Here is a 24657-nt window from a genome sequence, read left to right on the forward strand (position 1 = left end):
GATGAGCGCGAGGGAACTGGCCGGGCGGGAAGGAAACCTGCACGCGGGAGCGGCCGACCCTCAGACCGCGCGACCCCGGTGCCTGCGGTACCAGGCGACCAGCTCATTGGTCGACGAATCGGCGTCGGCGGCGGGCGCGTCGGCCTGGGTGATGGTGCCCAGCAGCGCCTTTGCCTGGGTTTTGCCGAGTTCGACGCCCCACTGGTCGAACGGGTTGATCCCCCAGACGGCGCCCTCGACGAAGACCTGGTGTTCGTACAGGGCGACCAGCTGTCCGATCACCGAGGGCGTCAGCCGGGGAGCGAGGATCGAGGTGCTGGGACGGTTACCCGGCATCACCTTGTGCGCCACCACATGTGCGGGCACCCCCTCGTCGGCGATCTCGTCGGCGGTCTTGCCGAAGGCGAGCACCTTGGTCTGCGCGAAGTAGTTGCTCATCAGCAGGTCGTGCATCGACCCTGACCCGTCGGGGCCTGCGGGTAGGTCGTCGGTGGGCTCGGCGAAACCGATGAAGTCGGCCGGTACGATCCGCGTGCCCTGGTGTAGGAGCTGGTAGAAGGCGTGCTGGCCGTTGGTTCCCGGTTCGCCCCAGAAGATCTCGCCGGTGTCGGTGGTGACGTGGTGTCCGCTCGCGGTCACCGACTTGCCGTTCGATTCCATCGTCAGCTGTTGCAGGTAGGCGGCGAAACGCGCCATGTCGTTGCTGTAGGGGAGGACAGCCCGGGTGCCGATGTCCCAGAAGTTGTTGTACCAGAGGCCGATCAGGCCCAGGATGACCGGTGCGTTCTGTTCGAGCGGCCGGGTGCGGAAGTGTTCGTCGACAAGATGGAATCCCTCGAGGAACTCGGCGAAGCGCTCCTTGCCGATCGCGGCCATCACCGACAGGCCGATCGCCGAGTCGACGGAGTAGCGTCCGCCCACCCAGTCCCAGAAGCCGAACATGTGGGTGGTGTCGATGCCGAACTTCGCCACCTCGTCGGCGTTGGTGCTCACCGCGACGAAATGCTTTGCCACCGCCTCGGTCCCGGCGTCGAGGGCCTGCAGCAGCCAGCTCCGCGCGGCCGCCGCGTTGGTCAGCGTCTCGAGAGTGGTGAAGGTCTTCGACGCGATGATGAACAGGGTGGTCTCGGGGTCGAGACCGTCGAGGGTGCCGACCATGTCCGCGGGATCGACGTTCGAGACGAAGTGGCAGCGGATACCGTCGTCGACGTAGTGGCGAAGCGCCTGGTACACCATGACCGGTCCCAGATCCGATCCGCCGATGCCGATGTTCACCACATCGGTGATGCGTTTTCCGGTGTGGCCCTTCCATTCTCCGCTGCGGAGACGGTCGGTGAACTCGCCCATCCGGGTGAGGACCTCGTGCACGTCGGCGACCACGTCCTGCCCGTCCACGGTGAGTGTCGCGTCGGCGGGCAGACGAAGAGCGGTGTGCAGGACGGCGCGGTCCTCCGAGGTGTTGATGTGCGCCCCGGCGAACATGTCGTCGCGGCTCTCCTCCAGCCCGACCTCGCGCGCCAGGCTCATGAGCAGTTCGAGCGTCTCCCGCGTCACCCGGTGCTTGGAGTAGTCGATGTGCAGATCGCCGACGTCGACGGTCAGTTCGCGGCCGCGCTCGGGATCGATCGCGAACACCTCGCGCAGATGCATGGCGTACACATGCGGCTGGTGCGCGGCGAGAGCCTGCCAGGACTGTGTTGCGGTGATGTCGCCGTGGTCGGTGCCGGTGAAGTCGCTGCCGGGTGCCTGCGTGCTCATGACACCCAACCCTATGTCGTCGGCGTCTCCACCGCGACGGTCGTCACACCCGGCGGTGAAACTTCACCGTGGCGTCAGCGGCCGAGGGGACCCCGGCCGAGTCGGAGGAGGAGCATCGCGAGGGTGTGACCCTCCTTGCCGAGTTCGGCGAACCGGTCGATGACCTTGACCTCGCGGCTGTGCACGAGTCGCGGACCGCCCGACGCCATGCGCGCGGCGCCGATCTTCTTCGAGACCGCCGAGCGTCGTTTGATCGCACCGAGGATGACGGCATCGAGCCGGTCGATCTCGAGGCGCAGCTCGTCGATGTCGTCCGGCAGGTCGTCGACGTCCGAGGTCAGCTGGTACTTCTCGAGATCGATCGTGTTCTCGAAGGACGTCGGAGTCGACTGTCGGGGCTCGTCGGATCCGGAGCTCGGGCTGCGATCGGTCACGGCCTGATTTTGCCACGGCGCACCTCCCCGGCCCGCCGGTGCCCACGACATGGACACTGGAGCGCATGCTCAACGCGCGCATGATGTCGATGATCGCGGTCGCCCTGATCGCCGGACAGCTGATCATCCGGGGGTGGCTCGTCGCGACCGGCAACTTCTACTGGGACGATCTGGTGCTGATCGCCCGGGCCTCGTCGAATCCGATCCTGTCCTGGGAGTACCTGGGGCACAGCCACGACGGCCATTTCATGCCGGCGGCCTTCCTGCTGGCCGGGGTGGCCACCTGGCTGGCGCCGGTCAACTGGGCGCTCCCCGCGCTGACGCTGATCGTCCTGCAGGCGATCGCGTCGGTCGCGGTGTGGCGGATGATCCGCGTCATCGCACCCGCGGCCCGCGCCGGTGCGCTGGTGGCGCTGGCGTTCTATCTGTTCAGCCCGATGACGGTGCCCGCCTTCGCCTGGTGGGCGTCGGGCCTCAACACGTTGCCGATGCAGGCGGCACTGGCGTGGATCGTCGTCGACGCCGTGGGACTCGCGCGGGGAGACATCGACCCGGAACGACGCCGGGCGGTGTGGATCCGCTCGACGGTGGTCTTCGTTGTCGCGCTGGCCTTCTTCGAGAAGTCGTTGTTCATCCTCCCGATCGCCTTTGTCGCCGCGGTGCTCGCGAGCGGTGCGGGACGGACCGCGCTGACCGCGACCCTGCGCGCCGGCCGCGAGTTGTGGTCGTCGCTCGCCGTGGTGACCGCGCTCTGGGTCGTCGTGTACTTCGTCACCGCCGATCCCTTCGCGGGCAACCATTCGGTCGGCCAGACCGCGCGACTGGTGTGGCGGTCGGTGAACCACGCCATCGTGCCGTCGCTGGTCGGCGGCCCGTGGGAGTGGGACCGGTGGACGCCGGGCCCGCCCACCGGTTTCCCCGCAACCTGGATGATCGTCGCCGGCTGGCTGGTGTTGGCGGCGGTCACGTGGTGGGCGGTCACCCGCAGGCGTGGGGCGGTACCGATCATCGCGTTCGCCGCGCTGTACGCGGTGGCCGCCCAGATCCCGGTGATGTGGAACCGCTCGAGCCCGGAGACCGCGGTCGCTCTCGCCCAGCACATGCGGTACCTGCCCGACACCGCGCTCGTCTTCGCCATCGCGATCGCGCTGCTGGCCGGTGCCCGGTCGACGACCGCGTCCCCCCCGGAACGCCGCCACTCTGCCGAGGAGAAGTCGCCCGCTGTGCTGCTCGTGCCGGTTGTCGCTGCGCTCGCGATGGTGTCGGCGGTGGTCTCGCTCGTGTCGTTCTCCGCGTCGTGGCGCGACAATCCCACCGGCGACTACCTGAAGACGGCGGTCGCGACCCTGCACGACAACGCCGAAGCGACGCTGCTGGATCAGTCGGTCCCGCTGGAGATCCTGCAACCGGTCGTCTACCCGGACAATCAGATCAGCCGCATCTTCGGTCGCGTCGATCCGCGACCGGAGTTCGGTACCAGCACCGACCGGCTCCTCGTCCTCGACACCGCGGGCAACGCGGTGCCCGGCGGGGTGACCCAGCGACGGCTCGTCGGTGCGGGACTCGGCAACTGTGCCCGGCCGGAGATCTCGGGGCCGACGCGCCTGGCACTCGACGGCCCGTTGTTCCCGTGGCCGTGGACCGTCGCACTGAGCTACTGCGCCACCCGCGACGGCGAGGTCGAGATGAAGCTCGACGGTGGAAAGGCCGTGCGCGTACCGGTCCGTTCGGGCCTCGGCTCCATCTACGTCCGCCTCGACGGCGGCGGCGACGCGATCTCGATACGCCCGGTGACCGCAGGCCTACGACTCCACACCGGCGCCGGCCGGGTCGGCGAGGCGGTCGAGGCGCGCTTCGCCGGCGGATGACCTACTCGTAGAAGTAGGCGCTGACGTGGTCGGTCTGCCCCTCGGAAGCGATCAGCGCACGCAGCGCTGACGCCGCCTCCGGCTCGTTGACGAAGTAGACGACCTGCACGTCCCCGGCGGCCTCGACCTGCTCACCGATCTGCTTCTTGAGCACCTCGGTGCCCTCCCAACTCGGGTCGAAACTGCCGCCGCTGATGTGCTCTTTGTAACCCGGACCGAAGGTGATGTGCAGGTTGCCGTCGGTGCCGATGCCGTCGAAGAGATACTCGCCGCGCTTGACCGCGTAGTAGCTGGGGAGGCCGGTGATCCCGGCGCCGTAGCGGGCCTGGTCGGGGCTCTTGTTGCCGGTGCGGACGTAGACGACCTCGGTGTTGGTCTGCTTCTCGTTGTCGTCGATCAGCTTGTTGAGATCGGCCTCGGTGGTGTCCAGGAAGGCCAGGTACGTGTAGGCCGAACGCGGTCCGATCGACGAGTTCGCCGGCAGGTTGGTCGCCGTACACCTCGTGGTGGCGGTGCGGCCGAAGTCGACGCGCACGACCGGCTTGCACTCGCCGCCCAGCGCGCCCGCGGGACGACCGCCGACCGCGAAGTTCAGGGTCATGCCGTAGTTGAAGTGGCCGGTGACGTCGTCGGCCCACGGGATACCGGAGACGGAGAAGTCGTAGGCGCAGGCCGCGGTGGTGCACTCGCCGACGAGGCGCGGGGTGACGACCGGCTGCTTGGCCCACAGGCCCGGTGCCGGCGCCGACAGCAGATCGCCGACGAGTGCGCGCTGATTGGCGAACACCTTCTGCGCCTGGTCGGCCGGCTGCAGGCTCACCGAGGTGTCGATGTCGTAGGTCGCCGATCCCTGCTTGGACTGCCCCTTGACGTTGGTGACGTTCTTGGACTCGGGGTCGAAGGTGACCTCCCAGCTGCCGACCTTCACCTTGTTGTCCCCGACGAACTCGATGGGCGGATCGCTCGTGGGCCAGCGGCGGGCGTCGGGGGTGCCCTTGTTCGGGGCCGGCAGTTCGACGCCGAGCTGCGGTTCGGAACCGAACTCGACGTTGCCGATGTCGCCGGCCAGGTTGTCCGGGCCGAGGATGGTCCCGAAGCGGGGAAGACTGGTGAACCGCGTCGACGCCCACTTGTTGTCCAGCGGTGCCATGTCGAGGTTCAGCTTCTCGTCGGCGACGAGCAGCTCGTTCCACAGCGAGGTGGGCGCGCTGATGTACGGATTGTTGCTGATCTGGCGGTATTCGCCCTGTTCGGAACCCAGCGACACCGTGCCCTCGGCGGTGTTCGACGTCGTCACGATCAGATCGCTGAACTCGACCGTGCCTTCGCCGCGGGCGTCGTCGTACTTGTAGGCGACCTTGCCGGTGTACTTGGCCGCGGGGCTCGTCGCCATCTTGAAGAGCACCTCGTCGAGGCTCTTCTGCGCGCGGAACGCGGCGGTCGGTTCGACCGTGCCCGCGCTGCTGAACGGCACGAACGACAGGATCAGGGCGACCACGAGAGCCAGCGCTCCGACACCGAGGGTGATGGCGGCGGGGGCAATCGACGGTCTCTTCATGGTCGCCTCTTTCGGTCGCCGAGGCTCGCCAACCGCATCGACGGGCGCCCCGAGCCAGTGATACCGGGTCATCGTAGCCGCGGGACCAGGCATCTCGGGTGTCAACGCACGGGGTGGTCGAGCGATCGGACGACGGGCATCCGGCCCAAGGCCGACGGGGCGGTGTCGGTGCGGGCGGGTAGCCTGGACTACCGATGAACAGCTCTTCTTCTGCCCCTCTCCTCGCCGGTCGCACGTCTTCCTCCTCCTCGGGGACGGCTGCCGCCGACGACCGTGCCGCCCGCCTGCTCGAGGGCCTCAACCCGCAGCAGCGCGCCGCGGTGCTCCACGCGGGCGCGCCCCTGCTGATCGTCGCCGGCGCGGGTTCGGGCAAGACCTCGGTCCTGACCCGCCGCATCGCCTACCTGCTGGCGGCCCGCGACGTGACGCCCGGGCAGATCCTGGCCATCACCTTCACCAACAAGGCCGCCGCCGAGATGCGCGAGCGCGTCATCGACCTGGTCGGGCCGCGGGCCGCCTACATGTGGGTCTCGACCTTCCACTCGACGTGCGTCCGCATCCTGCGGGCGCAGTCGGGCCTGCTGGAGGGGATGAACTCCAACTTCTCCATCTACGACGCCGACGACTCGAAGCGGTTGCTGGGCATGATCATCCGCGACCTCGACCTGGACCCGAAGAAGTTCAGTCCGCGCGGCGTCTCGGTGGCCATCTCGAACTTCAAGAACGAGCTGATCTCGCCCGACGCGGCCGCGGCCGCGGCCAACGAGGACGACTTCACCGCGGCGACGATCGCGAAGATCTTCGCCGAGTACCAGCGCCGGCTGCGGGCGGCCAACGCCTTCGACTTCGACGACCTGATCGGCGAGACCGTCGCGCTGCTGCACCGTCACCCGCAGGTCGCCGAGTACTATCGGCGCCGTTTCCGGCACGTCCTCGTCGACGAGTACCAGGACACCAACCACGCCCAGTACGTCCTCATCCGCGAACTGGTGGGGGAGCACACCACCGCGAGCGGCCTCGAACCCTCCGAACTGTGCGTCGTCGGTGACGCCGATCAGTCGATCTACGCCTTCCGCGGCGCCACCATCCGCAACATCGAAGAGTTCGAGCGCGACTTCACGAACGCCGAAACAGTTCTGCTCGAACAGAACTACCGCTCGACGCAGACGATCCTGTCGGCCGCCAACGCGGTCATCGCGCGCAACACCGGCCGTCGCGAGAAGAAGCTCTGGACCGACTCCGGCGACGGCGAGCTCATCGTCGGCTACGTCGCCGACTCCGATCGCGAGGAGTCGACGTTCATCGCCAAGGAGATCGAGGAACTCACCGACTACTCGATCGGCGGGTCATCGAGCTACAAGTACTCCGACATCGCGGTCTTCTACCGCACCAACACCGGCTCCCGTGCGATCGAGGAGGTGTTCGTCCGCCACGGCATCCCGTACAAGGTGGTCGGCGGCACCAAATTCTATGAGCGCAAAGAAGTCCGGGACGTGGTCGCCTATCTCCGGGTGGTGGCCAACCCCGACGACTCGGTGAGCCTGCGGCGCATCCTCAACACCCCCCGACGCGGAATCGGCGATCGCGCCGAGGCCTGTGTCGCCGTGCATTCGGAGAACACCGGCCGCAGCTTCTACGAGTCGCTCGTCGACGCCGCCGAGGGCAAGGTCGCGCTGCTGAACACACGCGCGGTCAAGCAGATCGGCGGCTTCGTCGAACTCATCGAGGGTCTGCGCGCCGACTTCCTCACGCACTTCGGCGAATCCGACACCGACGACGCCGACACCGCCTTCCTCGACGCCACCGAGGAGTCCGCCGACATCGGTGAACTCGTCGACGCGATCGTCGAACGCACCGGTTACCGGTCCGAGTTGGAGGCGTCGAACGATCCCCAGGACGGCGCCCGGCTCGACAACATCAACGAACTCGTCGCCGTCGCACGGGAGTTCAGCGCCGATGCCGCCCAGGTCGATCTGGAGGCGGACGATGATCCGTCCGGCGCCGGGAGCGGAGCGAGCGGGCCGAATTCCGACGCAGCCGAGGTGGACCGCGAGGGTGAGCCCGAACCCGGTTCTCTCGCAGCATTTCTCGAGCGGGTCTCGCTGGTCGCCGATGCCGACCAGGTGCCCGACGAAGGAGACGGCGTCGTCACGATGATGACGCTGCACACCGCGAAGGGCCTGGAGTTCCCGGTCGTGTTCGTGACCGGTTGGGAGGACGGGCATTTCCCGCACATGCGTGCACTCGGTGACCCGAACGAACTGAGTGAGGAACGCCGCCTCGCCTACGTGGGCATCACCCGCGCCAAGCAGCGCCTGTACCTGACCCGATCGGTGACCCGTGCATCATGGGGGCAGCCGGTGTCGAATCCGGAATCCCGCTTCCTGCAGGAGATCCCGCAGCACCTGATCGACTGGCGGCGCACCGAGCCGCGTCGTTCGGCACGTGGCTTCGGCGGATCGTCGGGCGGCGTGTTCGGTCGCGACGGCTCGTTCTCGGGCAGTGGCGGCGGTTCGTCGTTCGGTCGCGGCCGGTCGTCGTACTCCTCCGACCCGGCCCGCGGACGCAACAAGCAGGTCCACCTCGACATCGGCGACCGGCACAACCATCCCAAGTACGGCATGGGCAAAGTCGTGGCCAAGGAGGGCAGTGGCGCCACCGAACGCGTCACCATCGACTACGGCGGCAGTGCCGGACGCGTCACCTTGCTGACCGCGGGTGGCATCCCGGGAGAAAAGCTCTGAGCAGCACGATCACGTTGCGTTTGGTCCCGCATGCCGGGACAGATCGCAATGTGATCGTGCCGGCAGTGATTTCAGGGAACGAGGGGGCGTGAGCGCGTCGTACGCCTCAGAGGGCGGAGAGAGGATCTAGCCGGTGTAGCCGGAGAGCTTGACGCCCTTGGCGGCGAGCCACGGCACCGGATCGATCTTGGTGTTGCCGTCCTTCCACACCTCGAAGTGGAGGTGCGGGCCGAACGAGAAGCCCTCGTTGCCGACGAGTGCGATGACGTCGCCGGCGGTGACCTTCTGTCCCGCGCTGACGAGGACGCCCGACGAGGACATGTGGCCGTACATGGTCACCGTGCCGTCGTCGGCGCGGATCTGGACCCAGTGGCCGTAACCGGAGGCCGGTTCGGCCTTGATGACGACGCCGTCGGTCGCCGCGTGGATCGGGGTACCGAGCGGGGCGGCCATGTCGATGCCGCCGTGCATGGTGCCCCAGCGCATCGCGAAGGCGGAGGTGAAGTCGTACTTGCCGAGCGGGATCGGCGAGGTGAAGAGTGGGCGACGGGCCAGGGCCTCGCGCTGCGCCTCGTCGGCGGCCATCTTGGCGCCGACGCCGAGCTGGTCGGTGAAGACGTTCATCTGGTCGGTGACCGGCGACGCGGTGGCCACTCCCGGACCGAGGTCGACGGGGGCCGTGGCGTCGTTGACGGCTGCGGCGGTCGTGGTGGCGGTCGTGGTCGACGCGTCGTCGGTGGCACCCACCTGGGAGACCGCGGCAACGGCTGCGCCGGCCGCCATGGCGATCAGGGCGGCGCGCCCACCCTTGAGGGCGTTCGGCGGGGCCGCGATGCGGTGCTTGCCGCCACGACGGACGCGCTGGCCGGCCGGATTGGTGCGGAACGGACGGAGGTCGGAGTCGGACTCGTTCTCGTCGTCGATGAGAATGTCGAGCTCGGCGCCCTCGACGTCGAACGGCTCGTCGTGTTCGTACTGATCGAACTCGTGCTCGGGGATCAGGATGTCCTGGGTGATCTCCGAGTGGGTCGGGCGGTAGTAGCCCTTCCAGGACGAGGGGGTCCAGGTGGTCTCTTCGGACGGTGTCCGGGTGGTGGAAGCAGACGAGCGGGGGGCTTCGTAGCCGAAGTCGTAATCGCTGAGGTCGTAGTCCGTGTCGTCGTCGACGAAGGGGATGATGGTGGTCATCTCCTCTGCTGTGAGGTCGTCGACCAACCCGCCCGATCGGACGCGGCTCGATCCGCGTGAGACTCCGGGTCCCGCCAAATCGTCCACCTCATCTCTTCGCTACCGCGGATCCGACGTAATGTCCGTAATCCTTCTGTGACCAACTCTGAGAGCCGACGGTAACGAAATGATTGCGGCAAGTCCAACCGTAGAAAGCCGCTAATCGGAAATTTGTGAGCTGAGTCACAAGATATTTCCAACTTCGTCAAACCGTCGAATCTTGGGTTTGCCGACCTGGATGCGTGGCTTCCCCGGGTTTGTCGCCGCGATCGATTCAACACCCCGGGCCGCGGGCGTGTCCGGCCGGGTCCGGCGTTCGACGAATCTGCCAGGTGAGAGGTATCGAGACGTACTCGGGAGTAGGTTCGTACCGAGCGAGTGATCTGTCGCACATGGGCAGGGTGCGCGCGAAGGGGCGACAAAGGACGGGTTTAAAGTCCGATATGGCCCGCGTTACACCCTTAGGCGGGCAAATCTACGAGATGGTGAGCTGAATGGATCTCTTCGAATACCAGGCGAAGGAACTGTTCGCCAAGCACGGGGTTCCCACCACACCCGGTCGGGTGACCGATGATGCCGCCGACGCGCGGGCGATTGCCGAGGAAATCGGCAAGCCCGTGATGATCAAGGCGCAGGTCAAGACCGGCGGACGTGGCAAGGCAGGCGGCGTGAAGTACGCCGCTACCCCGGACGACGCGCAGTCCCACGCCTCCAACATCCTTGGCCTCGACATCAAGGGCCATGTCGTGAAGAAGCTGCTGGTCGCCGAGGCCAGCGACATCGCGGAGGAGTACTACATCTCCTTCCTCCTCGATCGTTCCAACCGCACCTACCTGGCCATGTGCTCGGTCGAGGGCGGCATGGAGATCGAAGAGGTCGCCGCGACCAAGCCCGAGCGTCTCGCCAAGGTCGCCGTCGACGCCGTGAAGGGTGTCGACCTGGAGACCGCGCGCTCGATCGCCGAGCAGGGCCATCTGCCTGCCGAGGTCCTCGACGCCGCGGCCGTGACCATCCAGAAGCTGTGGGAGGTCTTCGTCGCCGAAGACGCCACCCTGGTGGAGGTCAACCCGCTCGTCCGCACCCCGGACGATCAGATCCTGGCCCTCGACGGCAAGGTCACCCTCGACGAGAACGCCGATTTCCGTCAGCCCGGCCATGCGGAGTTCGCCGACATCGAGGCGACCGACCCGCTCGAGCTCAAGGCCAAGGAGAACGACCTCAACTACGTCAAGCTCGACGGACAGGTCGGCATCATCGGTAACGGTGCGGGTCTGGTCATGTCGACCCTCGACGTCGTCGCCTACGCCGGTGAGAAGCACAACGGTGTGAAGCCGGCCAACTTCCTCGACATCGGTGGCGGTGCCTCGGCCGAGGTCATGGCCGCCGGCCTGGACGTCATCCTCAACGACGATCAGGTCAAGAGCGTCTTCGTGAACGTCTTCGGTGGCATCACCGCGTGTGACGCGGTCGCCAACGGCATCGTCGGCGCCCTGGAGAAGCTGGGGTCGGAGGCCAACAAGCCTCTCGTCGTCCGCCTCGACGGCAACAAGGTCGACGAAGGTCGCAAGATCCTGGCCGATGCGAACCACCCGCTGGTCACGCTCGCCGAAACCATGGACTCGGGCGCCGACAAGGCCGCCGAGCTGGCGAGCAAGTAAGGGAGCCACGGAAAATGTCGATCTTTCTGAACAAGGACAACAAGGTCATCGTCCAGGGCATCACCGGTGGTGAGGGCACCAAGCACACCGCCCTGATGCTCAAGGCCGGCACCAACGTCGTCGGCGGCGTGAACGCGCGCAAGGCCGGCACCACGGTGTCGCATGTCGACGCCGACGGCAACAATGTCGAACTGCCGGTGTTCGCCTCCGTCGAAGAGGCCATGAAGGAGACCGGGGCCGACACCTCGATCGCCTTCGTGCCGCCGAAGTTCTCCAAGGACGCCATCATCGAGGCGATCGACGCGGAGATCCCGCTGCTGGTCGTCATCACCGAGGGCATCCCGGTGCAGGACAGCGCCTATGCGTGGGCCTACAACGTGGAGAAGGGCGCCAAGACCCGCATCATCGGTCCCAACTGCCCCGGCATCATCACCCCGGGTGAGGCTCTGGTCGGCATCACGCCGAACAACATCACCGGCAAGGGCCCGATCGGTCTGGTCTCCAAGTCGGGCACCCTGACCTACCAGATGATGTACGAGCTGCGCGACCTCGGCTTCTCGACCGCCATCGGCATCGGCGGCGACCCGGTCATCGGCACCACCCACATCGACGCCATCGAGGCGTTCGAGAAGGACCCCGAGACCAAGCTGATCGTGATGATCGGTGAGATCGGTGGCGACGCCGAGGAGCGGGCCGCCGACTACATCAAGGCCAACGTCTCCAAGCCGGTCGTCGGCTACGTCGCGGGCTTCACCGCGCCGGAGGGCAAGACCATGGGTCACGCCGGTGCGATCGTGTCCGGTAGCTCCGGCACCGCGCAGGCCAAGAAGGAGGCCCTCGAGGCCGCAGGCGTGAAGGTCGGCAAGACGCCGTCCGAGACCGCGGCGCTGGCACGGGAGCTCTACGAGGCTCTCTGAGTCGTCCCTCGACACCGAGAAAACCCGAGCGGGATCGTCCGCTCGGGTTTTTTCGTGCGCTCGGTGTTCCGGGTGCGCCTACTCGCAGGCGACCCCGTCACCGTCGCGGTCGAGCTTGGCGCGGTAGCCGGGCTGACCCGCGTACAGAGGGGCGGCGCCGGCCGCGCGTGCCGCCGAACAGTTGGCGTAGTACGCCGAGGACGGCGCGTCCACCGGCGGCGTCGTCTCGGCCGGCGGGGCGTAGAGCCGCGGCGGCGTGTAGGTCGTCTCGGGGACCGGGGTCGCCGTGGAGGTACGTGTCTCGGTGCGCTCGGTGGTCGTCGGTGCCGCCGCGGTGGCGCCGCACGAGGTCAGGACGCGGGTGATCGCGTCCTTCTCCGCCTGGGTCACCCCAGAGCCGGTAGGCGGCCTTCACATCCACCTGACGGGACACGTAGGTGCACCGGTAGTCCTTGTTCGGCGGCAGCCAGGTCGCGGCGTCGCCGGCTCCCTTCTTCTGGTTGGTCGGCCCGTCGACGGCCTGCAGGTTGCGCGGATCGTTGGCGAAGTCGATGCGCTGCTGCGGTGAGAGTTGCTGCGCACCCTTCTGCCACGCGTCCGAGAGCGCGACGACGTGATCGATCTGGACCGCCGCGGACGTCCCCTGGCCGCGGACGAACCGGATCGTCGTGCCGGTGTACGGATCGTCGAGCGTGCCCGACAGGACGGCGCAACCGTTGGAGCCCGGCTTGAGGGTGATGTCGGTCAGGTCGCGACGCAGGATGTCGTTGCGGGTGTCGCAGCCGTTGTGTCCGCCGTCGACGGTGACGTCGTCGGACCAGGCCTGGCCGAACAGGTCGCGGTCGTATCCGGTCTTGGGTGCGCGTCCCTTCACAGCCAGGGTGTTCAAAGTCTTCAGGGCGTTGTCCGCACCCGGTGCCGAGGCCACCGTGATCACGGGCGATGCGGTGGGCAGCGGCGCCTCGGTGGTCGCCGTGACGGCCGAGGTGGTCTCCGGTGCCGGTGGCGCGGCCGCGGTCTGCTGGCCGATGCCGCAGCCGGCGGCGGCGAGTGTGAACACAGCGACGGGGGCCGCGAGCAGCCATCGGGACTCCGGGTGCGCGCGCGGGGGAACTGGCATCGTCGAGCAAACCTCTCATAGGACTGATCATCATCATCATGACGCGCACATGTCTCGACGAGCCTCGAGGTCCATATCGACGCAGAACCGGGGCTGTTACATGGCACTCGACGTGACACGATTGCGACGGTCCGCGCCGATGCCCGCGTGCGATAATTCGTCGGTGAACCCAGAGCCGCGGCGCGGCGCGACAGCCCAATTGATGAGGGAGTCGCTGCATTTCGCCGGCGTCGTCGTCGACGTCGCTGAGCGACTGCCCGTCGCGGGCGGGATCATCGGCGCGGCACGCACCAGGGCGCAGCGGCTCGTCGACGACACCGGCGTGTGGATCGCCACGACGACTCGGATCATTCTCGGCGCGGTCGTCCGCGAGGTCGTGCGCGTCCTCACCGAGGAGGTCGATCTGACCGATCTCGTGTTGCGCAACGTCGATCTGCACCGGCTCATCGCCGAGGTCCTCGCGGTCATCGACCTCGACGCGGTGATCGAGACGGTCGACCTCGATCGTGCTGTGGCGCAGGTGGATCTGATGAAGGCCATCGACCTGGTGGATCTCGATGCGGTGGCGACCAAGATCGACCTGGACTCGATCGCGACGCGGATCGACATCGACGCGATCGCAGCGCGGATCGACATCGACGCGATCCTCGACCGTGTCGACCTCGTCGCACTGGCCGAGGAGATCATCGACGGCGTCGACCTTCCCGACATCATCCGGGAGGCCAGCACCTCGGTCACCGCCGACGTGATGACCGATGTCCGGAGTACCAGCGAGCGTGCCGACGACGCGGTCGCCAACGCGGTCAATCGATTCCTACGTCGACGCGCCGCCGAGGTCGCCGACGAGCCCGGGCGGGACGGTGCAGGCGGATGACCGCAGGACCGAAACCCGACCACCCCGCGGTGAACCGGGCGCATGCCGTCCAGGACCGGGACAAGAACGCCGGGATCGTCAGTCGCGGCATCGGGGCCTTCCTCGACCTGCTCGTCGTCTGGATCATCCTGGGCGCGTGCTATCTCGGTCTCGCACTGATGAAGTTCGCAGTCACGGTCAGCGAGTTCCACTTCCCGCAACTCAACATCCTGTTCACCACAACAGGGTTCGTGATCACCTCGGTGTTCTACCTGTCCACGTGCTGGGAGGTGACCGGCCGCACTCTGGGCTCGGTCGTGATGGGACTGCGAGTGGTGAACAGCAAGGGCGTGCGTGTCCGGCCCGCCGTCGCCGTGCTACGGGCCCTGTTCTGCACCGTTTTCGCCATCGGTCTGGTGTGGGTTGCCGTCGATCGTCGGCGCCGCTCGGTCGCCGACATCGTCTTCCGCACCCGGGTCATCTACTCTCGCTGACCGCCTTCAGCTGGGCCAGGCCCTTCTCGAAGTCCTTGCCGAGCATCTTGTCGAAGAGTCCGAACAGTCCGCCGACCCGGCTGAACAGGGTCTGCTTGCCCACCATCACCCAGTTGACGCGGGTGAGCTCGCCCTGGGGGACGAGTTCGAAGGTGACCGTGTTGGTGGCTTTCATCGGCTTGTCGAAATCGAGCCGCACCTCGACCTCGCGCGGTGCGTCGACTCGGGTGATCTCCATGGTGCCGCGCCCGGCCTTCCGGTTGCCGGACCACGCATACTTCGCGCCGACGCCGGACTCCGCGCCGGAGTAGATGCGATCCAGGTCGGGATCGACGCCCTCCCATGGTGACCAGTGGACCCACTGCCGAAAGTCGGTCAGGTACGGCAGGATCGCGGCGGGCGCGGCGTCGACGACGGTCGAGCGGGCGATGCGGAAGGTATCGGCCATGGTGACTCCTGGGAACGAGGTGGATGCTCGAAGAAGTATGACCCCGCTCGCGAGCCGAATTCATCGCTACTCGGCGAGGTCGTGATGCATGGGCGGATACGGTGTGAGACATGGGTGAACGGGCGCGGCTGTCGGCTGTGGACTTGCGGGACATGATCGTCGACGACGGGTCGTGGGAGTCGTGGGACACCTCGATCGAACGTCCGGCGGTTACCTCCTACGGTGACGACCACGCCTATGCCGACGACCTCACGCGAGCCCGCGAACGCGCCGGTTCGGACGAATCGGTGATCACCGGAACGGGGCTGCTCGGTGGTCACCGTGCGGCGATCGTGCTCAGCGAGTTCGGCTTTCTCGGCGGGTCCATCGGGCGGGACGCCGGGTCGCGCATCGTCGACGCGGTCGGGCGGGCCACCCGCGAACGCCTTCCGCTGATCGCGTTGCCCGCATCGGGTGGCACCCGCATGCAGGAAGGGACTGCGGCATTCCTCCAGATGGTCGCGATCACCGGGGCCGTCACCGCCCATAAGAAGGCCGGACTCTCGTACCTCGTCTACCTGCGGCATCCGACGACCGGCGGGGTCTTCGCGTCGTGGGGATCCCTCGGCCACGTCACCTGGGCGCAACCCGGTGCCCTGGTCGGGTTCCTCGGCCCCCGGGTCTACGAGGGTCTCTACGGCGAACCGTTCCCCGACGGTGTGCAGACTGCCGAGAACCTGGTCCGCACAACGGTCGTCGACGATGTGGTGGAGCCGGGGGATCTGGCCGGGCGGCTCGCGGCGGTACTGCGACTGCTCGCCGTGCACAGCGACGCCCCGCCGGCGCAGGCTCCGCAGACCGCGCCGGACGATTCCGGCACGCCGGCGCACGACGCCTGGGTCAGCGTCCTCGCGACCCGTGAACCGGGGCGGGCGGGGCTGATCGAGTTCCTCGCGCAGGGGGATTCGGCGGCGCTGTCCGACGCCGGACCACTTCGCTTCGCACTCAGCGACTTCGTCGGTCGAGTGGCGATGGTCGTCGGATACGACCGGGTGTCCCAGGAGGACGGCGAGCTACCCGGGCCTCGACATCTGCGCGAGGCGCGCCGGGCGATCATGGCGGCGGGTGATCTCGGACTGCCGGTCGTCACCGTCATCGACACGCCGGGCGCGGAACTGTCGGTGGTCGCCGAGGAGGGTGGGTTGGCCGCCCAGATCGCGCGCTGCACAGTTGAATTGATCGAGGTTCCGGTGCCGACCGTCTCGGTGATGCTCGGTCAGGGCGCCGGCGGTGCGGCGCTGGCGCTGTTCCCCGCGGACCTGCGCGTCGCACGGGCCGACGCCTGGTTGTCACCGCTACCTCCGGAAGGGGCGAGTCTGATCGTCCACCGCGACCTCGACCACGCCGGCGAGATGGCCTCGCGCCAGGGGATTCTCGCCGGTCGACTGGCCGCGCAGGGGATGGTCGACGTCATCGTCGACGCCGACTCCGATGCGGACGCGCTGGCCGGGATCCGCGAGGCGATCGGCCGGTATCTCGCGAGTTCGCCGGCGCCGGACCGGCGAGCGCGGACCCGGGTACCCGCGGCGGACGTGCGATGACCAGGCGCATCGTCGCGGTCGGAGCCGTGCTGACCGACGACGAGGGTCGGGTCCTGCTCATCCGGCGGCGGAACCCGCCGCAGGCCGGGAAGTGGACGATACCGGGCGGCAAGGTCGAGCCCGGCGAATCGACCGAAGCTGCCGTCATCCGAGAGATGCTGGAGGAAACCGGATTACGCGTCGAGGTCGGGGAGTTGCTGTGGACGGTCGACATCCCCGGCCCTGACGACGTGGTGTTCGAGGTCCATGACTTCGCCGCGCGGATCGTCTCCGGGACACTGTGTGCCGGCGACGACGCCGCGGACGCCGGATGGTTCACCGCCCGAGACCTGACCGAACTCCCGGTGACCCGCGGGTTGCTGAGGCATCTCCGCGAGCACGGGGTGCTGGAATAGGGACCCTCGGTCGGATGTGGACTGCTGCGACAGTGCCGAAACGTCCGGCGGTATATTCTTCCGAATCGGGGCGCGGGGAGGGGAATTGTCTTGTCGGTTGAAGTGAATCCGGACAGTCTGAGGGTGGCGTCGGGAACGCTGTCTCAGCTTTCTGGAGAGGTCGATTCGGCTCCTTTCCTGGGTGCCGCCGAAGTCGCCGCACAACTGGTAGGCAGCAATGTGGGTTCTGCACTGGGTGAATCGAATACGGCGAGTACCCGCGCCAAGCAGGTGCTCAAGGTGAGGTATGACCAGTTCGCAAGTCTCTTGTCGCTGTCGGCGGACACCTACGGCGACTCTGACGCAGAGGCCGCAGCTCGCATCGCGGGTGTCCCCGACATCAACTCCGCGACAAGCGGTGGGTGAGTGTGGCCACTCCAAGTGACGTTCTGAGTTGGAACATCGACTCCCTGCGAGAGTTGTCCGAACGGGCCGCGGCGATCGCCGATGCAATCGTCGGAACGTCAAAGACGATGCGAGACACGATCTATGAACTTGCCTGGACAGGCGATGGGCGACGTGCTGCTGAAGACCGGGCCGAGCGAGAAAGAGAACAGATCGGCGCGGTGGCGTCCGGTTACGACGCGCTCTCCGCCGCCGCGGCCGGCGCGCATAGTGCGATGTCGCATCCTGTTTCCGAGATTCGTTCGATCATTCAGAACTACGTGATTCCCCCTGTCACACTGTCGGATTCATGGGTCGTCGACGGCGTCGAGGACTGGAGTTCCGAGGCAGGACGGCAGCTCGCTCGGCTCGGCGGATTGGTGTCCGTTCTCATTGGCGCCGACGCCACCTGGGGTGCCGAGGTCGCCGAGGCGAACCAGACTCTCGCGACCATGGCGCCAGAGCAAGCGCTGATCTCTGCGCTCGCGGTGATCACGGACTCCAAACGTCAGAGTCCGCGCGCAGATCCTGAGCGCCTGCGTGCCTCTGCGGCTGCCTTCGAGGAGATTTTCGGTCGCGAGCCATCTGGCCCGGTCGACTGGAAGACTGCCGAGGCGTTGAATCCGAACAGTTACGACCCGAAATACCAAGGAGTGGAACCCGGAATCAAAGTTGCGCGCATCGAACCGTTGCCCGGGCAAGGTGTTGTACGCGCGGCACTGTATATACCAGCGGTCGAGGTGTTCAATGCACCGCACTACGACCTGGGGGACAATCGGGCAGAGGCTCCCAACTTCGACCCGGAGCATGCCCGTGTGGTCATGTACGTGGACTACGAGAACGGCCTGATTGTCACGAGACAGAATCCCTCGGTCGACTCCACTGGTCAGGTCCGAGTCGGTGAGCCCGAGGTTCAGGCGCAGCAGCGACCCGATGGCTCGATCATGATTCAGTACGACGCGGTCAATCCGTTCGCGCCGCCCGGTGCCTCGGTCACCGGCCACACCGTCAACGGCTCGCTTGTCCTTCAACCGACCAGCGGAAACCCCGGCACTGCTCGGATCATCGCCGGCGGTGGGATCACCGATTATCCGTCGGTCGAGATCTACCAGGACAATTCGGCCGGACAGAGCCGCCCCGTGCTGGTCGACGCGGCCGACTCCGGCAGTGCAGTGGGGCCGTTGTTCAACCTGCCGGGTTACCACGAGGTCGGCGGGGGCCGCGCGATGATGGACCCCTTCAAGGCCGACTTCGACGACCCGGACTGGGAACGGAACAGACCGACGAACCTCGGCGATCCGGACAGTCCCCCGACCGTTGTCATGGTGCGATAGTGTCGCGGCCGATGAAGCATCGTGCGCTCTTCGCGGATTCCCGGTTTTGGCAGGCAGCCACCGTGGCCGTACCGGTTTCGGTGGTATTCGCCATTTTCGTCTTTATGATTCTGGCCGGGATCACCGACCGACTGAATCCGGAGTGGTCGTCGTCGCTGGGTGTGGTGATAGGCATTGCAGGCGTCATCCTTCTAGCGATCGCTGTCGGCCTGTGGTGGCGCCGAACGCCGAGGTGTGCGGGAGCAGCTCTGGGGTGTCTTGGCGGCGAGCGTGGTGGTCGCGTATGTCGCGCTGGTGACACTGTGGTGAGGACGCCGTCGACGAGGTATCGACGTGAGGACTGGTTCGGGCCGGAATCGTTCGGTGCAGTGGTGATCGGTATGCTCCTGATGTCGTTGCCGTTTACCGGATTGGCCTCCAGGGACGCGCTATGGCTGATCATCGGGCCGCCGCTGACCGGGCTGGTTCTGCTCGCGCTGAGCACGGCACCTGTTCGGGGCGTGCGATCGGTACGGCGGGTCGGAACGGGACTTGTGGCGGGTGGCGCCGGAGCGATCATCTCGATACCTGTTCTCCTGGCCGGGGCCGCGCTCGGATCGGCCATCGCCTGAACCGACGGAGCCGCCCGGATCCGCGCGTGACCTGACCACGGTTGGTGGTGCCCGCGGCCCAACCTGTGGAAGATGGGGGACATGACCGAACTCCTGCCGCTCGATCCCGACCAGCTGCTCTCGACGACGCGCTCGGTGCGCAAGCGTCTGGACTACGATCGCCCCGTCCCACTCGACGTGGTCAAGGAAGCGCTCGAGGTCGCACTGCAGGCGCCGACCGGCAGCAACAGCCAGACCTGGCACTGGATCGTGCTCACCGACCCAGAACTCAAACAGAAGGTCGCCGACTACTACGCGCAGTCCTTCTCGAAGTACTACGCCGCCCAGCAGCCGCGCGACGAGACCGGCAAGCGGGTCGCGTCGAGCGCGCAGTACCTCGCCGACACGATGGGACAGGTCCCGGTGTTGGTCATCGGCGCGATTTACACCGGCGGCGACCTGCCCGAGGGCAACCAGGCCGGCGTCTGGGGCTCGCTGCTGCCGGGCGCCTGGAGTCTGCAGCTCGCGCTGCGTGCCCGCGGCCTCGGATCCGCGTGGACCACGCTGCACCTGGCCTACGAGAAGGAGATCGCCGAGCTGCTCGGCATCCCCGCGGGCATCCACCAGGGTGTGCTGCTGCCGGTGGCCTACTACACCGGCACCGACTTCAAGCCGGCTCCGCGCAAGCCCCTCGACTCGGTGCTCCACATCGACGGCTGGTGAGTAGAGTGCGGATCACCATGTCCGCCACCAGTGACACCCCACCGGTCGAGACGGGGGACGTCCCCCGCCCGCCGACCCGTCGCACGCAGGCGAAGGCCGCCCGGCGCGCCGAGTTGCTGACCGCGGCCGCCCGGCAGATGGCCGAACGCGGCTTCGCCGCTGTGCGTCTCGAGGACATCGGGCGCGCGGTCGGGATCAGCGGACCGGCCATGTACCGGCACTTCTCGTCGAAGACGGAACTGCTCGACGAGATGCTCGTCGACATCAGCCAGCGGCTCCACGACGGCGGTGCCGAGGTCGTCGACCGCGGCGGGCCGCCGTCCGAGACCCTGCTGGCGCTCATCGGGTTCCACATCGACGTGCTCGTCACGAAACCCGACCTGATCGTCGTCCAGGATCGCGATCTGTCGTCGATGACGCCGGAGGCCAATCACCGCGTCCGACTGTTGCAGCGGCGCTACGTCGAACGCTGGGTCGACGTCGTGATCGCCATCTACGAGCAGGAGGGCCGCACACTCGACCGGGCCGAGGCCCGCGTCCGCGTGCACGCGACCTTCGGCCTGCTGAACTCCTCGCCCCGGTTGCCCGCCTACGACGAGTCCGAACTGCGTCGTCTGCTCACCGCGATGGCCCTGGCCGCGCTCGGTTGCCGGGTGTGATCAGCGCAGTTCGCGGCGCAGCAGCTTGCCGGTCGCGCTGCGCGGCAGTGCGCCGACGATCTCGACTTCGCGCGGATACTTGTAGGCCGCCATCCGTTCCCGGCAGTACTCGATGAGTTCGGTCGGCGTGACCTCCGCACCCGGTTGCAGGGCGACGTAGGCGCGGGTCGACTCGCCGCGATAGTCGTCGGGGATTCCGACGACTGCCGTCTCGAGTACCGCCGGATGCGATTGCAGCACCTGCTCGATCTCGAACGGCCAGATCTTGTACCCGGACGCGTTGATCAGGTCGTTGCTACGGTCGATGACGTAGAACCAACCGTCGGCATCCATGAAACCCACGTCGCCGGTGCGCATCTCACCGTTGCGCAGCGCCGAGCCGCCGTCGTCGACCTGACCCCAGTAGCCGGCGGCGATCTGCGTTCCGGCCGTGACGATTTCGCCGAACGTCCCCGGCGGCAGCGGTTCGCCGCGCTCGTCGACGACCCGGGCCATCGTGTCGAAGATCGGCAGACCCACTGAGAGGGCGCCGGTTTCGGGATCGACCGGTGCGAGGACGCCGGGCGGCACCATGTGGGTCGGCGAGGTGGACTCGGTCTGCCCGTACACGTTGTGGATCATCCCGCCGAGGCGTTCGGAGATCCGTTCGGCGACGTCGGGGAGGACCGGTGCACCGCCCGAATAGCGGAGTCGGAGTGACTCGAACGCCTCGGGTGACGCGTCGGGGTGGTCGGCGAGCGCGATGTAGGCGGTGATCGAGGCGACGGCGAACGCCGGACGCCAGGCGCGCACCGCGTCGAGGACCAAGCCGGCGTCGAATCGGTGGGTGAGAACGAGCGGCGAGCGCAGAGACAGCGCCAGCATCACCGAGCCCACCAGGCCGGTGACGTGGAAGATCGGCGACATGCACAGGATCGGCTCGCCGGGTTCCAGGCCGGTCCAGGTGCGATAGGCCTGCGCGCTGAAAGCGAGATTTCGGTGCGTCAGTTTCGCGCCCTTGGGCGGACCGGTGGTACCCGATGTCGGTGCCAGCACCGCGACGTCGTCCGGTGCGGGTGCGTGCCGGGTGACCGCACGCGAGCCGGTGCCGATCAGGTCGAGGAGTTCGACGGTGCCCGGGCTCGGAACCCGGGACACGTCGAACACACGCTGCAGATCGTCGCTGCCGGCGAAGTCGAGCGGTGAGGCCGTGATGACGAGTCCGATCGACCCGAGTTCGTCGGCGACCTCCGCGTGGACCTCGTCGAGGATGAGTAGTGCGGTCGGCGTGAAATCGTCCAGAGCCCTACGGAATTCACCCCGCTTGTACATGGGGCTGATGAGGGCGGCGACACCGCCGGTCTTCCAGGCCGCGAGGAGTCCGAGGACGACGGCCGGCTCGTTCTGGACGGCGATGCCCAGCCGGTCACCGACTGCGAAGCCCCGTTCCTGGACTGCGTGGGCGAGAGCGTCCGAGGCGGCGTCGAGGTCGGCCCAGCTCAGCGTCGCGCCGAAGTAGTGGACGGCCGGGGCGTCGGGAGCTGCGGCGAGCGCGGCGTCGAACGCCTCGAGCGGCGACCCGAACTCGAGGTCGAGGTGCTCAGAGAGTCCGGACGGGTAGTGGGCCAGCCAGGGACGGCTCTCGTAGGCGTTCATGCGTACGAGCGTTCGGGGTGACGCGAGCGAGGCGACAGGTTGCGGAGCACGAGGACGAGTCTACGAAAAATGCGTGGCTCCCCATAAGCTGTTCAGCATGGTCGAACAACCGGTGACCGACAGCGGCGTCGCCGTGCGCGAGTTGCGCAAGCAGGCTGGCGTGACGCTGCGTGGGCTGGCGGCCGGTATCGGGGTGAGCGTCGGGACCATGAGCGCCATCGAGAACGGCAAGGTCGGGCTCACCGTCGACCGCTTGCGTCAGATCGCGCAGTGCCTGGACGTACCCGTTGCCCGTTTCCTCGAGCCCCCGCAACCGGAGAAGGTCGAGACGACCGCGGACCCGACGGACTGGCGTGTGTTCGCCCCGCTGACCCTGGACCCGGTGCTGGAGTCGGCGATCGATGTCTTCGAAGAGCTCGGCTACCACGGTGCGACGATGCGCCTCATCGCGGCCGGCGCCGACATCAGTGTCGCCGGCATCTATCACCACTACCCGAGCAAGCAGCATCTGCTCGTCGCGCTGGTCAACATCGCCCACGCTGACCTGGCACAACGCCTCGACGCGGCCGGCGACGGCGTCGACGCGGTGACGGCCTTCGCCAACATGGTGGAGGCGCTCACGCTGTTCCACGTCGAGCGGCGCGCGCTGGCGCTCGTCCTGGCGGCGGAGCTCCGGCGCCTCGAGGAACCCAACCGCACGCACCTGCAGGCGTCGATGGCGCAGATCGAGGGTCGCCTGCTCGACACGGCCCGGCGCGCCGCCGAACTCGGCGCCTTCCGGTCGGGTGACCTGTCCGTGGCGACCAAGGCGATCGTCACCATGTGCCTGGCCGTGCCGACCTGGACCGACGATTCCGGCGCCGCCCAGGGCCGTCGGATCGCTCGCGAGTACGCGGAACTGGCGCTCGCCATGGTGGGCCATCGGGCCGACCACTAGGGCGCCCCGGGCCGCTCTGCGTATCTGGCGGCCTACCCCCGGACCGGCAGAGGTTCAGTAATGCTGAACTTGTCCCGTGTGCTGGGCATTCCCTTCCGTTGCTGACAAACCCTGAGACATCACCGATTTCACCTCTTGACGTTGCTGCGAGCGAGTGCGATGCTCGTCACAATGAACCTACCGAGCGAGCGATCGCAAAGTTCAGTCGCAATGTTCAGTTCGCACCGTTCCACGTGCGACCCGGAACCGTCGGTTCCGCTCTGGATCGAATCAAAGGAGACGAGATGACCGAGATCGAGACCGCTGCGCCGTCCATGGGTGACCTGTTGGGCGCCGACACCCCGTCGAACTGGGGCAAGTGGGGGCCCGACGACGAGGTGGGTGCCCTGAACTACCTGGACGCGAGTGAGGTTCTGCGCGGTGTCGGCCACATCAAGTCGGGGGAGACCTTCACCCTCCAGATCGAGATGGGGCGTACGGAGAGTCCCGGCGATCCGCTGTGGCCGGGTCGCGAGGGCATCAACCGGAAGAACATCCTCGACGAGTCGTCGTGGGACGGTGACGGCGCACCGCAGTTCCCCGGTGGCCTGCACTATGCCGACGACACCGCGAACATCTTCCTGCAGGGCTCCACGCAGTACGACGCCCTCGGCCACGTCTGGTACGACGGCAAGCTCTACAACGGCTACGACGCCCGCAGCACCGTCGACGCACTGGACAAGGCGTCGGTCCTGCCGATCGCCGAGAAGGGTGTCGTCGGCCGCGGCGTGCTGATCGACATGGCCCGTTACCGCGGCAAGAAGTACCTGGAGAAGGGTGAGACCTTCGACCACAACGATCTCGAAGCCGCGGCCGCCGCACAGGGTGTCACCATCGAACCGCACGACATCCTGATCATCCGCACCGGCTGGCTGACCTACTGGTACGAGCTGAACAACCCGGAAGAGTTCTACGACGGCTTCTGCGAGCCCGGCCTGACCTACTCGCGTGAACTCGTGCAGTGGTTCCAGGACAAGGAGATCCCGAACCTGGTCACCGACACCATCGCCAATGAGGTCACCACCGACCCGGAATCCGGTGTGGCGCTTCCGCTCCACAACGCGCTCATGCGCAACCTGGGGTGTCGTGTTCACCGAGATCGTCTGGCTCGAGGAGCTGGCCGAGGCGTGTGCCGCCGACAACCGCTGGAGCTTCCTGTACGTCGCGGCCCCGCTCAAGGTCGTCAGCGGCACCGGTGCGCCGGTGAACCCCGTCGTCATCCGCTGACTCGCCCACGAGTCATTCGCCGAAAGAGGAGCGTCA

At 67.3% G+C, this 24657-nt stretch carries 20 protein-coding genes and 2 pseudogenes; 15 read left to right on the forward strand and 7 right to left on the reverse strand.

Annotated features, from left to right (window positions below):
* Positions 1 to 60: 60 nt before the first annotated feature.
* Entirely contained in the window at positions 61 to 1758 is a 1698-nt protein-coding gene (pgi, locus tag RVF83_RS12130; RefSeq protein ID WP_005201131.1) for a glucose-6-phosphate isomerase, read from the reverse strand.
* Positions 1759 to 1832: 74 nt separating this feature from the next.
* The gene (locus tag RVF83_RS12135; RefSeq protein WP_005201134.1) at positions 1833 to 2192 is read right to left on the reverse strand and encodes a chorismate mutase; all 360 of its coding nucleotides are present in this window, start codon (positions 2190 to 2192) and stop codon (positions 1833 to 1835) included.
* Between the two features lie 65 nt (positions 2193 to 2257).
* Between RVF83_RS12135 and RVF83_RS12140 the strand changes: the two genes are divergently transcribed.
* A complete protein-coding gene (locus RVF83_RS12140) occupies positions 2258 to 4060 on the forward strand; it encodes a hypothetical protein (protein ID WP_005201136.1) in 1803 nt (600 codons plus the stop codon).
* 1 nt (position 4061) lies between these two features.
* Here RVF83_RS12140 and RVF83_RS12145 read toward each other — a convergent pair whose 3' ends face one another.
* A complete protein-coding gene (locus RVF83_RS12145) occupies positions 4062 to 5618 on the reverse strand; it encodes a hypothetical protein (protein ID WP_005201143.1) in 1557 nt (518 codons plus the stop codon).
* Positions 5619 to 5812: 194 nt separating this feature from the next.
* Here RVF83_RS12145 and RVF83_RS12150 point away from each other — a divergent pair, with 194 nt between their 5' ends.
* The gene (locus tag RVF83_RS12150) at positions 5813 to 8362 is read left to right on the forward strand and encodes a UvrD-helicase domain-containing protein (RefSeq protein WP_005201144.1); all 2550 of its coding nucleotides are present in this window, start codon (positions 5813 to 5815) and stop codon (positions 8360 to 8362) included.
* A gap of 126 nt (positions 8363 to 8488) precedes the next feature.
* Here RVF83_RS12150 and RVF83_RS12155 read toward each other — a convergent pair whose 3' ends face one another.
* Positions 8489 to 9637 (reverse strand): M23 family metallopeptidase, encoded by a 1149-nt coding sequence (locus RVF83_RS12155; protein WP_039881266.1) that lies wholly within the window; start codon positions 9635 to 9637, stop codon positions 8489 to 8491.
* Positions 9638 to 10083: 446 nt separating this feature from the next.
* On the opposite strand from RVF83_RS12155, the gene sucC reads away from it, so the two are divergent.
* Together sucC and sucD are read left to right on the forward strand one after the other, a co-directional pair.
* Positions 10084 to 11247: an ADP-forming succinate--CoA ligase subunit beta gene (gene sucC, locus RVF83_RS12160; protein WP_005201147.1), complete on the forward strand. Its 1164-nt coding sequence runs from the start codon at positions 10084 to 10086 to the stop codon at positions 11245 to 11247.
* A 14-nt stretch (positions 11248 to 11261) separates the two neighbouring features.
* Positions 11262 to 12164 (forward strand): succinate--CoA ligase subunit alpha, encoded by a 903-nt coding sequence (sucD, locus tag RVF83_RS12165; RefSeq protein WP_005201149.1) that lies wholly within the window; start codon positions 11262 to 11264, stop codon positions 12162 to 12164.
* Positions 12165 to 12242: 78 nt separating this feature from the next.
* Here the strand turns inward: sucD and RVF83_RS12170 are convergent.
* A pseudogene (locus tag RVF83_RS12170) lies at positions 12243 to 13284 on the reverse strand (GmrSD restriction endonuclease domain-containing protein).
* A gap of 202 nt (positions 13285 to 13486) precedes the next feature.
* Here RVF83_RS12170 and RVF83_RS12175 point away from each other — a divergent pair.
* Together RVF83_RS12175 and RVF83_RS12180 are read left to right on the forward strand one after the other, a co-directional pair.
* Positions 13487 to 14158 carry a hypothetical protein gene (locus RVF83_RS12175; RefSeq protein ID WP_005201153.1) on the forward strand — a complete coding sequence of 224 codons (672 nt, stop codon included), beginning with the start codon at positions 13487 to 13489 and terminating at the stop codon, positions 14156 to 14158.
* Positions 14155 to 14631 (forward strand): RDD family protein, encoded by a 477-nt coding sequence (locus RVF83_RS12180; RefSeq protein ID WP_005201155.1) that lies wholly within the window; start codon positions 14155 to 14157, stop codon positions 14629 to 14631. Before RVF83_RS12175 ends, RVF83_RS12180 begins: the two co-directional genes overlap by 4 nt.
* Here RVF83_RS12180 and RVF83_RS12185 read toward each other — a convergent pair.
* A complete protein-coding gene (locus RVF83_RS12185) occupies positions 14615 to 15079 on the reverse strand; it encodes an SRPBCC family protein (RefSeq protein WP_005201156.1) in 465 nt (154 codons plus the stop codon). The two genes, RVF83_RS12180 and RVF83_RS12185, sit on opposite strands and share 17 nt — an antisense overlap.
* A gap of 110 nt (positions 15080 to 15189) precedes the next feature.
* On the opposite strand from RVF83_RS12185, the gene RVF83_RS12190 reads away from it, so the two are divergent.
* The 7 genes from RVF83_RS12190 (at position 15190) to RVF83_RS12220 (ending at position 20783) form a co-directional block, all read left to right on the forward strand.
* Complete coding sequence (locus RVF83_RS12190; protein WP_005201158.1) at positions 15190 to 16659, forward strand: carboxyl transferase domain-containing protein; 1470 nt, start codon at positions 15190 to 15192, stop codon at positions 16657 to 16659.
* Entirely contained in the window at positions 16656 to 17054 is a 399-nt protein-coding gene (locus RVF83_RS12195) for an NUDIX hydrolase (RefSeq protein ID WP_005201160.1), read from the forward strand. Before RVF83_RS12190 ends, RVF83_RS12195 begins: the two co-directional genes overlap by 4 nt.
* Before the next feature lie 123 nt (positions 17055 to 17177).
* Positions 17178 to 17459, forward strand: a complete 282-nt coding sequence (locus tag RVF83_RS12200) for a hypothetical protein (RefSeq protein WP_254431699.1) — start codon at positions 17178 to 17180, stop codon at positions 17457 to 17459.
* Entirely contained in the window at positions 17456 to 18811 is a 1356-nt protein-coding gene (locus RVF83_RS12205; RefSeq protein WP_005201163.1) for a hypothetical protein, read from the forward strand. Before RVF83_RS12200 ends, RVF83_RS12205 begins: the two co-directional genes overlap by 4 nt.
* Before the next feature lie 11 nt (positions 18812 to 18822).
* The gene (locus RVF83_RS12210; protein WP_341261940.1) at positions 18823 to 19422 is read left to right on the forward strand and encodes a hypothetical protein; all 600 of its coding nucleotides are present in this window, start codon (positions 18823 to 18825) and stop codon (positions 19420 to 19422) included.
* A gap of 81 nt (positions 19423 to 19503) precedes the next feature.
* The gene (locus tag RVF83_RS12215) at positions 19504 to 20124 is read left to right on the forward strand and encodes a nitroreductase family protein (RefSeq protein WP_039881272.1); all 621 of its coding nucleotides are present in this window, start codon (positions 19504 to 19506) and stop codon (positions 20122 to 20124) included.
* A gap of 17 nt (positions 20125 to 20141) precedes the next feature.
* Positions 20142 to 20783 carry a TetR/AcrR family transcriptional regulator gene (locus RVF83_RS12220; RefSeq protein ID WP_005201173.1) on the forward strand — a complete coding sequence of 214 codons (642 nt, stop codon included), beginning with the start codon at positions 20142 to 20144 and terminating at the stop codon, positions 20781 to 20783.
* On the opposite strand, the gene RVF83_RS12225 is transcribed toward RVF83_RS12220, so the two are convergent.
* Positions 20784 to 22418: a class I adenylate-forming enzyme family protein gene (locus RVF83_RS12225; RefSeq protein ID WP_005201175.1), complete on the reverse strand. Its 1635-nt coding sequence runs from the start codon at positions 22416 to 22418 to the stop codon at positions 20784 to 20786.
* A 97-nt stretch (positions 22419 to 22515) separates the two neighbouring features.
* On the opposite strand from RVF83_RS12225, the gene RVF83_RS12230 reads away from it, so the two are divergent.
* A complete protein-coding gene (locus tag RVF83_RS12230; protein WP_039881267.1) occupies positions 22516 to 23355 on the forward strand; it encodes a TetR family transcriptional regulator in 840 nt (279 codons plus the stop codon).
* Between the two features lie 284 nt (positions 23356 to 23639).
* Positions 23640 to 24621, forward strand: a pseudogene (locus tag RVF83_RS12235) (cyclase family protein).
* Positions 24622 to 24657 lie beyond the last annotated feature (36 nt).

The sequence above is a fragment of the Gordonia rubripertincta genome (assembly GCF_038024875.1).
In the GTDB taxonomy this organism is placed as follows: domain Bacteria; phylum Actinomycetota; class Actinomycetes; order Mycobacteriales; family Mycobacteriaceae; genus Gordonia; species Gordonia rubripertincta.